General features: G+C 62.5%; 10 protein-coding genes. All 10 read right to left on the reverse strand.

Annotated features, from left to right (window positions below; genetic code table 11):
* Positions 1 to 969, reverse strand: a 969-nt coding sequence (locus tag U1E69_RS10520; protein ID WP_322244329.1) for an ATPase, incomplete at its 3' end; no start/stop codon positions are given.
* A 63-nt stretch (positions 970 to 1,032) separates the two neighbouring features.
* Positions 1,033 to 1,527 carry an A24 family peptidase gene (locus tag U1E69_RS10525; RefSeq protein ID WP_322244330.1) on the reverse strand — a complete coding sequence of 165 codons (495 nt, stop codon included), beginning with the start codon at positions 1,525 to 1,527 and terminating at the stop codon, positions 1,033 to 1,035.
* Positions 1,528 to 2,385, reverse strand: coding sequence for a tetratricopeptide repeat protein (locus U1E69_RS10530; protein WP_322244331.1), 858 nt, complete (start codon positions 2,383 to 2,385; stop codon positions 1,528 to 1,530).
* A gap of 37 nt (positions 2,386 to 2,422) precedes the next feature.
* Positions 2,423 to 2,890 (reverse strand): tetratricopeptide repeat protein, encoded by a 468-nt coding sequence (locus U1E69_RS10535; RefSeq protein ID WP_416200273.1) that lies wholly within the window; start codon positions 2,888 to 2,890, stop codon positions 2,423 to 2,425.
* Positions 2,891 to 2,993: 103 nt separating this feature from the next.
* On the reverse strand, positions 2,994 to 3,977 hold the full coding sequence (locus U1E69_RS10540) for a type II secretion system F family protein (RefSeq protein WP_322244332.1): 984 nt from the start codon (positions 3,975 to 3,977) through the stop codon (positions 2,994 to 2,996).
* A gap of 7 nt (positions 3,978 to 3,984) precedes the next feature.
* Positions 3,985 to 4,953: a type II secretion system F family protein gene (locus U1E69_RS10545; protein WP_322244333.1), complete on the reverse strand. Its 969-nt coding sequence runs from the start codon at positions 4,951 to 4,953 to the stop codon at positions 3,985 to 3,987.
* Positions 4,954 to 4,958: 5 nt separating this feature from the next.
* Positions 4,959 to 6,416, reverse strand: coding sequence for a CpaF family protein (locus U1E69_RS10550; protein WP_322244334.1), 1,458 nt, complete (start codon positions 6,414 to 6,416; stop codon positions 4,959 to 4,961).
* A 17-nt stretch (positions 6,417 to 6,433) separates the two neighbouring features.
* Positions 6,434 to 7,693, reverse strand: coding sequence for an AAA family ATPase (locus tag U1E69_RS10555; RefSeq protein ID WP_322244335.1), 1,260 nt, complete (start codon positions 7,691 to 7,693; stop codon positions 6,434 to 6,436).
* A gap of 244 nt (positions 7,694 to 7,937) precedes the next feature.
* On the reverse strand, positions 7,938 to 8,591 hold the full coding sequence (locus tag U1E69_RS10560) for an OmpA family protein (RefSeq protein WP_322244336.1): 654 nt from the start codon (positions 8,589 to 8,591) through the stop codon (positions 7,938 to 7,940).
* 4 nt (positions 8,592 to 8,595) lie between these two features.
* Entirely contained in the window at positions 8,596 to 9,987 is a 1,392-nt protein-coding gene (locus U1E69_RS10565; protein ID WP_322244337.1) for a type II and III secretion system protein family protein, read from the reverse strand.
* Positions 9,988 to 10,039 lie beyond the last annotated feature (52 nt).

A 10,039-nucleotide genomic window follows, 5' to 3' on the forward strand; every position in this document is an offset into this window, starting at 1 on the left:
GACCAGCGTGTCGAAGGGCACGGTGAACTTTTCGCCCGATTGCAAAGCCAGGATGTCGCGGGATTCCTCCAGCGGCACGATCCAGCGGTTGACGATCTTCTGCGGCGGTTCGGCCTGGCGGCCAAGGTCGTCGATGATGAAGATGCCGCCGGTGGCTTTCAGCTGCAGCGGTGCCTGGTAGGTGCGAGCGGTCGGGTTGTAGTTCAGGTCCAGCATGTCGAGCGACAGTTCACCGCCGGTGATGACCGAGGGGCGTTCGCAATAGACGTAGCGGTTGTCGAAGCGGTTCGAGGTGCGGCGCAGCGAGTTCGGGTCATCGACGGCGGATTCTGCGGCCGAATGCACGATCGGGTCGTATACGCTGATGATCTGACCGGCATATTCGATGGCGCGGGGGACATAGACCTTGTCGCCCAGTGCGGCGCGGATGCCGTGGCTGATCGAGGACTTGCCGTTGCCGGGCGGGCCATAGAGCAGGATCGAGCGGCCCGAGGTCACGGCAGGGCCGAGGTTGTCGATCAGGTCGGGCGGCAGGATCAGATGGCCCATGCCGGACATCAGCTGTTCGCGGTTCAGACGGATGTCGCGCACGGACTGGCGCTTGATCTGCACCGAATACTGCTCCAGCGGGACGGGCATCGCGCCGTAGTATTCGGACTGTGACAGGGCATCCAGCGCGCGAGCCTTACCGGCATCGGTCAGCTCGTACCCCATCTCGCCACCGGCAGTGGCGTGCATGGTGCCGGTTGCGGTCAGAAGTTTTTGCGTCCGTGCCAGGTCCACCAGTTCCTGCGTCAGCGGGACGGGCAGGCTGATCGCCTTCGCCAGAGCCGAGACCTGGTCTTGGTTGGTGCGGAACATCGTTTTCAGCAGGATGTCCCGCATCATGATGGTCGACAGCCCGGTATCGGCAAGCGAACGGGGCGAGGGCGGCGGCTGGACGCCGGACACCGGGGCTTCTGCGTTCATAGGACAAGCTCCGTGGACAATCGTAGCAAACTGCTTCGATTTGAGTCGTAAGCGTAACTTGTGTCAGCCCTGTGGCCAGATGGCGGCAAGAAGGTAGAAGACCAGTATGCAAGAGAGCGCGAGGCCGAACGGGAAGAAGCGCCGCTTGGTCCAACTTTCCCAATCCGGGGTCGCATTGCGCACCATCGGGATGCTGCGCAGGATGCGGTGCAGGGCCAGCGATCCGATCATCGAGACGAAGATGATGAGAAGGATCTCGCCGATGTTGCCACCGACGAACATCCCCGCCATCGCGGCGGAATACTTGGCGTCACCGGCCCCGAAGGTCCCGGTGAGATACATCAGGAACCCCGCCACGAAGACGATGGCCATCAGCGCAAAACCCCAGAGCCAGGGCTGCCACGGCACCAGATACCAGCCGATCAGCGGCCAGATCGCCGCCATCGCGATGACGGCCGTGTTCGGGATCTTCATCCGCTTGAGGTCGGTGAGTGCCGCCCAGATCGCGATGGGCAGCACGGGAACGAGAAGGATCAGCGCGTCGGTCGGATCAAGCATTTACATCTTCACATTGGCGTCGAGGGCTTCAAGGCTGCGGACGGCGGCTTCGAAGTGTTTCGGATGGGTTTCGATTGCCTGGTTCAGCAGGCCTTTGCCAACCGAAACGTCGCCTTGCTTGATCGCCGCAAGCCCCATCGAATAGAGCAGTTCCGCCCGTTCGGTCTGGGTCATCTTGACCACCGGCAGGTCATACTTGCGCTGCGCGGCCCGGGCGAGGACCAGGTTGTTCTTTGCGGTGAAGAGCTGCGGGTCGTAGGTCAGCGCTTCCATGAACAGTTTTTCCGCCCCGGCATGTTCGCCGCGCGTCAGCTTGGAAAAGCCCCAGTTGTTCAGGACACCGGCCGGCGTCGTGGTCAGCCCGGCGGCGATTTCGTAGAAGCTGTCGGCCTTCTTCCAGTTCCGGTCACTGTCGGCGACCATCGCCTCCAGCCGGTAACGGTCAAAGCTTTCATGGGTCGGCGGGATCTGGTTCAGCTCGGCCTTGGCTTCTGGCCACTGGTTCGAGCGGATCAGCGCATCGGCCAGCATCACCCGGTCTTCCGGCGTCGCGTCCGGGTGTGCCACGGCCGTGCGCCAGACCTGAGCAGCCTCGGTCGGCTTCTGGGCACGGACCAGCGACCGGCCCAGACCGCGCATCACGTCGATGCGGTCGGGGTTCTGTTCAAGCGTGCGGGTGAAGTAGCTGACCGCCTCATTGGGGTCTGCGACGGTCAGCATCACGTCGTTGAGATTGGTCTCGTCGATGACGTTGACGTCCTTGAGGGCCCGCTGCACCTGTGCGTCAGAGTTGTTCTGACAGGCAGACAGGGCAACCGTGCTGCCAAGGCACAGCAAGGCAAAAACCCGATGGCGCATCTTAAGCGTCCTTTTTGTTGACTGCTCAGGGCACCGCCTAGAGATCGGACAGGAGAACGAACTTGCCTTTTTCCTGCCGGACGAGACGGAACCCGCCTTTTTCTTGTTCTTGTTCGGGATCATACACATTCGCCTCGCTCTGGGCGATAGCGAGCATCAGATTTTCGCGGATCGAGTCCGTTTCGCCACTATCCAGCGCGAAAGCCTTCTGGAAAAGCCCCCGCGCCTCGCCCGACTTGCCCTGTTCCATCAGGACAACGCCCAGGTTGTTGATCGCCGGGACGAAGTTCGGGTCAAGTTCAAGCGCGCGGTTCAGGATCTTCTCGGCCTGGCCCAAGCGGCCCAGCGCAAGATTGGCCGATCCGATCGAGGACAGCACATCGGCGTTGATCCCCGTCTCGCCCGCGCCGCGGAGATAGGCCTTCAGCGCAAGTTCAGGCTCGCCCGCCTCCATCAGCCGGTGACCCACGGTCATGCCGTCGACGCCGTCACCGCGGGCGTCCACGCCGAAGGGGCTGTTCCTGGAAACGCCACCGGCCGGCGCACAGCCGGCCAGCAACAGGGCGCAGACGGTCAGTATGGCCGCGTGGCGCAAATCGTTTCCCGTTTCAAAGGCTGCCCGCAAGCTCGCCCATCATTGTCACCATTCCGTAGACGGAAGGCCCGATGAGAATGACCAGAAGCGGCGGAACTGTAAACAGCATAGTGCCAAGGGTCAGCTTCGTCGGCAACATGTTGGCCTTTTCCTCGGCCCGCATGATGCGCTTGTCGCGCATGTCGGCCGAATAGACCCGCAGCGCATCTGCGATCGAGGTGCCGAAGGTCGCGGACTGGATGATCGTGGTCACGAACGAGGCGACGTCGGGGACGCCCACGCGCTCGGACATGTCCTTCAAGACCGAGATGCGTTCCTTGCCGGCCTTGACCTCTTGCGCGACAAGATCGAACTCGTCGGCCAAGGCGGGATAGCCCGCGCGGCTTTCGCGACCGACACGGATGATCGACTGGTCCAGCGACTGGCCCGCTTCCACGCAGACAAGCATCAGGTCAAGCGCATCGGGAAAGCCCTGGATGATCTCGGTCTTGCGCTTTTCGATCCGCTTGTTCACCCAGTAGCGCGGCAGATAGTAGCCGATGGCGCAGGGCAAAAGGCTGTGCAGCATCAGGTCCATGCCGGACATTTCCTGCGACAGTGACTTGATCAAGGCGATGATCAGACCGCCGACGAGGAACAGGATCGCCATCAGGAACTGCACGGCATGGAACATCCGCACCGAGTTCTTGCCGGTGTATCCCGCGCGCAGCATGTTCAGCTTGGCGGCCGACAGTTCTTCCTTCTTCTGCGGCTCAAGGAACTGGGCGAACTTTTCCAGCTTGTCGAGCTTGTCAGCCTTGCGGAGCCCCTTCTTCTTTTCGACGCCCGCCTTCGGAACCTGGTCCTTCAGCTCGCGGAAGCGGTCGCGCTGGCGTTTCATCACCACCGGCAGGGCCAGCAGGATCAGCAGCATGCCCAGAAGCCCCACCGCCAGAAGGGGTGCCATCGGACCGAAACGTTCGGTCAGCCCGGTCATGAAGTTGGGAAGGAAATCCATGTTCGACCTACACTTTGATGTTGGTCATCACCTTCATGTAGATGATGTTGATGATGAGGAAGGTGATGACGAAAAGGGCCGCAGGGATATAGGCGGTCGTCTCTTTGACTTCGTCATAGTAGTCGGGCTGCACCACGTTGATCATGACCAGCGCGGCGATCGGGAAGCCGGACAGGAACATGCCTGACCATTTCGCCTCGGCCGTGATGGCGCGGACGCGGCGGAACAGCTTGAAACGGGCGCGGACCACCCTGGCGAGGCCTTCCAGGATTTCGGCCAGGTTGCCGCCGGACTGCTGCTGGATCGAGACGGCGACGGCAAGGAACCGAAGGTCCTGGCTGTCCATCCGCTCGGCAAAGGCCTTCAGCGATTCTGACACGTCGCGGCCATAGGCGGCTTCGTCCGAGATGACGCCGAATTCGGACCCCAGCGGATCGGGGATTTCCTTGGCGACGATGCCGACGGCGGTCGAGAAGGGGTGGCCGACGCGCAAGCTGCGGACCATCAGTTCGATAGAGTCGGGCAGTTGCTCTTCCAGCAGGTTCATCCGCTTCTTGGCGGTGCTGTTGACCCAGTAGTAGACCCCGCCGACCCCCATCGCGATGCCAAGGGCGACGCGCAGGCCGGTTTCGGCGGCGGTAAAGATCGACAGAAGGAAGAAGGCAAAGACCGACAGGCCGGCCATGATGCCGATCAGGGCCTGGGGCGAGAAGGCGATGTTTGCCCGCTGCGCCTTCTTGGCCAGCATGGAATAGAGCGGGATGTTCTTCGCATTGAGGTGCTGGTTCATCTCCTTGCGGAGCTGTTCCAGAACCTGCTCGCGGTTCGCATTCTTTTCCAGCAGCGTAAGCCGCCGGCTGACCTTGCTGTTCAGGCTGATCGATTTTCCGAACACGATCAGATAGATACCGTTGACGATCACGACGACCGCCACGAAGATCATGATGTAGATAAGGGGTGCTGCGCTGATTTCCATGGCGGTCAGATGATCGGTTCGTAGATGGAGGCCGGCAGGTCGAAGCCCCACTGGCGGAAGCGGTCGGAATAGGCCGAGCGGATGCCGGTCGCGTTGAACCGGCCGATGATCTTGCCCGAAGGCTCGACCCCCAGACGTTCGAAGCGGAAGACTTCCTGCATCGAGATGACCTCGCCTTCCATGCCGGTGATTTCGGTCACGCTGGTCATGCGGCGGGTGCCGTCCTGCAGACGGCTGGCCTGAACGATCAGGTTGACGGCCGAGGCGATCTGGCTGCGCATCGCTTTCAGCGGCATCTCAATGCCGGACATTGCGACCATGTTTTCCAGACGGCTGACGGCGTCGCGCGGGTTGTTGGCGTGGATCGTGGTCATCGAGCCGTCGTGGCCGGTGTTCATCGCCTGCAGCATGTCGATGACCTCTTCACCCCGGGTTTCCCCCACGATGATGCGGTCAGGACGCATACGCAGTGCGTTCCTCAGACAGTCGCGCTGGGTGACGGCCCCCTTGCCTTCGACGTTGGCCGGGCGGCTTTCCATCCGGCCCACGTGGACCTGCTGAAGCTGAAGTTCGGCGGTGTCTTCGATGGTCAGCACGCGTTCGTGGTTGTCGATGAAGGACGACAGCGCGTTGAGCGTGGTCGTCTTGCCCGAACCCGTACCGCCCGAGACGATGATGTTCAGCCGGCAGCTGACGGCAGCTTGCAGATAGGCCGCCATCTCGTCGGTGAAGGCGCCGAAGCGGACGAGGTCGTCGACCCGCAGCTTGTCCTTCTTGAACTTACGAATGGAGACCAGCGAGCCATCCACCGCAATCGGCGGGATCATGCAGTTGAAACGGCTGCCATCCTGCAGACGGGCGTCGCAATAGGGGTTGGATTCGTCGACGCGGCGGCCCACGGCGGAGACGATCTTGTCGATGATGCGCAGAAGGTGGCGTTCATCGCGGAAGGTGACGTCGGAAAGTTCAAGCTTGCCGGCGCGTTCGATGAAGATGCGCTTTGGCCCGTTCACCAGGATGTCGTTGATCGTGTCGTCCTTCAGCAGCGGCTCCAGCGGGCCAAGGCCCATGACTTCGTCATAAAGCTCTTGCGTCAGGGCAAGGCGGTCGTCCTTGTTGAGCGCGACGGACATCTGGTCCAGCGCCTCTCCGGCAAGGGACGAGATTTCGGTGCGCAGCTGCTGCTCGCTGGCCGATTCCAAAGCCGAGAGGTTCAGGTCTTCAAGAAGACGCTTGTGGATCTCGACCTTGAGTTCGGTGAGGCGCTCTTTGCGCTTCTTTTCCCGGTCGGCAGCGGCGGCCTCGGCGGGCGGGCGCTGCTGCACCGGCGGCTGGGCCGCAGCCCTGGCAGCCGACGCGGCGGCCGCAGCCGAAGTCGAAGCCGAAGCCGAAGCCGCTGCGGGTGCTGCGCTTTGCGTCGGGCGGGCACCGGGCGGGGTATCTTTCTTGAATCGGCTAAACACTGGTCATTCCCCTTGAATCAGGCCTTGGCGGTTTCAGCGGCTTTGTTCAGGTCGTACAAGGACTTGGCAAGCTTCTGGAGTTCCTTGCGCAGCGGGTTCTTCGCGGCGCTTTCGGCAATGGGCAGGCCGTGGTCGTTGGCCTGGGTGACCTGTTCGCCCCCATCGGGCAGCTGCACCTCGATGGAGATGTCCAGGCTTTCCGCCATGCGCTTGACGCGCGCCTTGGCGGACAGATCGGTGAATTTGGGCGCACGGTTCAGCACATAGCGCACCTTGTCGTGCGGCAGGGCCTCGGCCTTCAGGGCGCGGACAAAGCGCAGGATGTTCTGCGCAGAACGCAGGTCCAGCTCAAGCAGCGCGAAATAGACGTGGGATCGGGTCAGCACGGCTTCGGTCCAGGCGACGACGGCCGTCGGCATGTCGACGATGACGAAGTCGAAGTTGGCCTGCGCGGTGTCCAGGATGCGGCCCACGTCTTCGGGCGTGACCATTTCCAGCGGCAGCATGTCGGCCGGCGCGGTGAAGACGTGCAGCTTTTCGTTGAACGTCAGCATCGACTTGATCAGCGAGTCGGCGTCGACCGAGGCGGTGTCGGTCAGGATTTCCAGCACGGCTTCCTTGCGGGGCAGGTCGAGATAGGTCGCGATCGAGCCGAACTGCAGGTCGAAGTCGATGACGCAGACGCGCATGCCTTCCGAGTCGGGGGTCAGCGCCAGCTCCCAGGCCAGGTTCGCGGCGAAAGTGGTGGCGCCAACGCCGCCCGCCATGCCGTGCACCGGCAGGATGACGCCGTTGCGGTCGCCCTTGGCCTTGAAGACCGGGTTGAAGAGGCCGGTGTCCGGGTCATAGCCGTCGGGCATGACCGGAGCGGGCTTGCGCAGACGCTCGATCGCGTCATGCAGCGCGCCTTCCGGCAGCGGGTAGGGCACGAAGTCGTCGGCGCCCAGCTTCAGCATCTGGTGCAGGACGGACGGGCTGACCTGGTTGGCGATGAGCAGGACCTTGATCTTCTTGGCCTTGGCCGCCTTGATCACGTCGTTCATCTTGGTCAGCTCGGACTCATCCTCGCTGTCCACGGCAATGGCGACGAACTGCATGCCGGTGCTGTCGGGCTGCTTCAGAAAGACCAGGGCATCCTCGAAGTTGAGGTCGCCCCAGGCTTCGCCCAGCTCCTGCTCCATGTCGTCGATCAGAAGATCGAATCGCTGCACATCCCGCGAAATCGTGCAGGCGAGGATCGGCGCCGGATCGCTTTGTACAGTGGCTTTGCTCGTCATCTCGCGTTGCGTCCTTTCGGTACGGGGAAGTTGTCTTTTGATTTCATAAGCTTGACCACGGGTCGTCGGGTTGGTCGCGCCTTGGGAAATCAGACCCCCAAACTCATCCAATGGTTCGGACCTTGTTCAAGAATGGTGGCGATAATTGGGCTAAAAGAGCCTGTTTCTGGGATTATCACTATTCTGGAAACGAAGAGGCCGGACGCAAGGCCCGGCCACTTGTTCTTTGCGGAAAGGCGGGCGATCAGCCGCCGCCAGCGCCTGCGTCGGCGCGTTCGCCCAGATGCTCACGCGTGCCGCTGACGATGTAGTCGCGCCAGATGATTTCGGCGTACTTGCCGTTCAGGACCAGCGGATGGCTGCCGACAAAGCCCGAAACCTCGGTCACCGTGCGGCGGTTGCGCACTTCGGGGTCCTGGGTCTGCACGATCGGCTGCGTCTCGCCATAAGAGACCACCGCCTCAAGCCGCGACCGGCTGATGCCAAGCGAGCTGAGATAGGCCACGGCGGCCTGCGCCCGGCGAAGGCCCAGACGCTGGTTGTAGCTGTTGGACCCGACCTTGTCCGTGTGACCGAAGACGCGGAAGCGCACCTCGGGGAACTGACGGATGAAGCCGGCCTGCTTGGCCAGGATCGCCCGGGCTTCGTCCGACAGCTCGGCGCTGTTGAAGGCGAAGTTGATCGTGTCGGGAACCTCGGCGGCGAAGCGTTCGGCAAGTGCCACGGTGTACGAAATCTCACCGGTCTGGATGAGCGTGTTGTTCATCGTGGCGTTGCCGAACTGGCCCTTGTCGACTTCGGAGCCAAGTTCGCGGTCCCAGCTTGTGGACGTCGTGCTGCAAGCGGTCAGCGCGAGGAGGGCAGAGGCTGCAAGCAGCTTGGGAAGCATGCGGGTCATCTCCTTACTCCATCACATAGCCGTAGGATGAGCTGAAGTCCTGGCGGGCCACTTCGGCGGCGGCACCCTTGTTCGGGTTGCCGGCGACCTGGCCGAACAGGAAGAGCTCACGCTCGGTCGGGATACGGACCCGGTCGGTCGGCAAAGCCAGCGCCTCGCCTGCCACCGGGGTGACGAGGTGTGGCGTGACGATGACGACAAGTTCGGTCTGCGCGCGCTGGTATTCCGACGAACGGAACAGAGCGCCCAGGATCGGGATGTCGCCCACCCAGGGAAGCTGGGTGTTCAGGTCGCGGAAGTCGTCCTGCAGCAGGCCGGCAATCGCAAAGCTTTCCCCGTCGCGCATCTCGACCGTGGTCGAGGTTTCGCGGCGTTTGAAGGCGTCGATCTCGAAGCCGGCGATGCTGATGCCGTTCGCCGGGTCGATCGACGAGACCGCGGCGTCGATGGTCAGGTTGATGATGTCCTGGTCGACGACCACCGGGGTGAAGTTCAGTTCCACACCGAAGGGTTTGTATTCGACCGTGACGGTGTCGTTGTCCTGCGAGACGGGAACCGGATATTCGCCGCCGGCCAGAAACTTGGCTTCCTGCCCGGAGAGCGCGGTCAGGTTCGGCTCGGCCAGGGTGCGGACCATGCCCTTGGATTCCAGCGCTTCCAGAAGCACTTCGAATTCAAGTCCACCGATCGACCCGCCAAGCGCGACACCGCCAGAGGTGTTGCCCCGCAGCGTCAGGCTTCCGCCCAATCCGTTTCCGGGCAGCAGGTAGCTTCCGGTTTCACCCCGAAGGTTGCCGCCGTCGCGCAGAGCCACCGAGGACGAGAAGTTCTTGCTGACGGTCCGGTTCATCTCGGCGAAGCGGACTTTCAGCATGACCTGCTGCGTCCCGCCCACCACCATCAGGTTCGAAACCCGATCCGGCGCGTAGCGGTTGGCAAGATCCAGTGCGCGGTCCATCTTGGCCGTCGAAGAGACCTGGCCCGACAGCACGATGCCGTCGTTCGCGGTCCGGACCTCGATATTCTCGCCGGGGATGATCTGCTGGAGACGCTCCTTGAACTCGGCGATGTCGGGCGTGACGTGCACGTCGACGTTCGAGATCAGTGTCCCTTCCGGCGACAATAGCGTCAGCGTCGTGCGCCCCGGTGCCTTGCCCAGAACGTAGATGGAGCGGTCGGACAGCGTCGAGATATCCGCGATGCCCGGGTTCGCGATCGAGAGTTCCGCGAAGGGAACGTCGCTTTCGACGACAACGGCCCGGTTCATCGGAACGTTGAGTGCTTCGGATGCCTGGCCCTGCAAAACGCGCAGGACTTCGGCAGAGACCGGCGTCAGCGCCGTCGATGCGAGAGCCGCACCAATATACGCTGCAGTCAGAAGTCGTTTCATGTTCATGTGATCTGCCCTTTCGACCACGCCTCGTTTGGGTCTTGAATGCCCTTATGTC

It is taken from the genome of Tabrizicola sp., from assembly GCF_034366665.1.
Classification (GTDB): Bacteria; Pseudomonadota; Alphaproteobacteria; order Rhodobacterales; family Rhodobacteraceae; genus Tabrizicola.

What these genes read in the sequence shown, in the direction of transcription:
- U1E69_RS10565 (WP_322244337.1), bottom strand. Translation starts at nt 9,987, where the DNA reads ATGAACATGAAACGACTTCTGACTGCAGCGTATATTGGTGCGGCTCTC.
- U1E69_RS10540 (WP_322244332.1), bottom strand. Translation starts at nt 3,977, where the DNA reads ATGGATTTCCTTCCCAACTTCATGACCGGGCTGACCGAACGTTTCGGT.
- U1E69_RS10545 (WP_322244333.1), bottom strand. Translation starts at nt 4,953, where the DNA reads ATGGAAATCAGCGCAGCACCCCTTATCTACATCATGATCTTCGTGGCG.
- U1E69_RS10555 (WP_322244335.1), bottom strand. Translation starts at nt 7,693, where the DNA reads ATGACGAGCAAAGCCACTGTACAAAGCGATCCGGCGCCGATCCTCGCC.
- U1E69_RS10530 (WP_322244331.1), bottom strand. Translation starts at nt 2,385, where the DNA reads ATGCGCCATCGGGTTTTTGCCTTGCTGTGCCTTGGCAGCACGGTTGCC.
- U1E69_RS10560 (WP_322244336.1), bottom strand. Translation starts at nt 8,591, where the DNA reads ATGACCCGCATGCTTCCCAAGCTGCTTGCAGCCTCTGCCCTCCTCGCG.
- U1E69_RS10525 (WP_322244330.1), bottom strand. Translation starts at nt 1,527, where the DNA reads ATGCTTGATCCGACCGACGCGCTGATCCTTCTCGTTCCCGTGCTGCCC.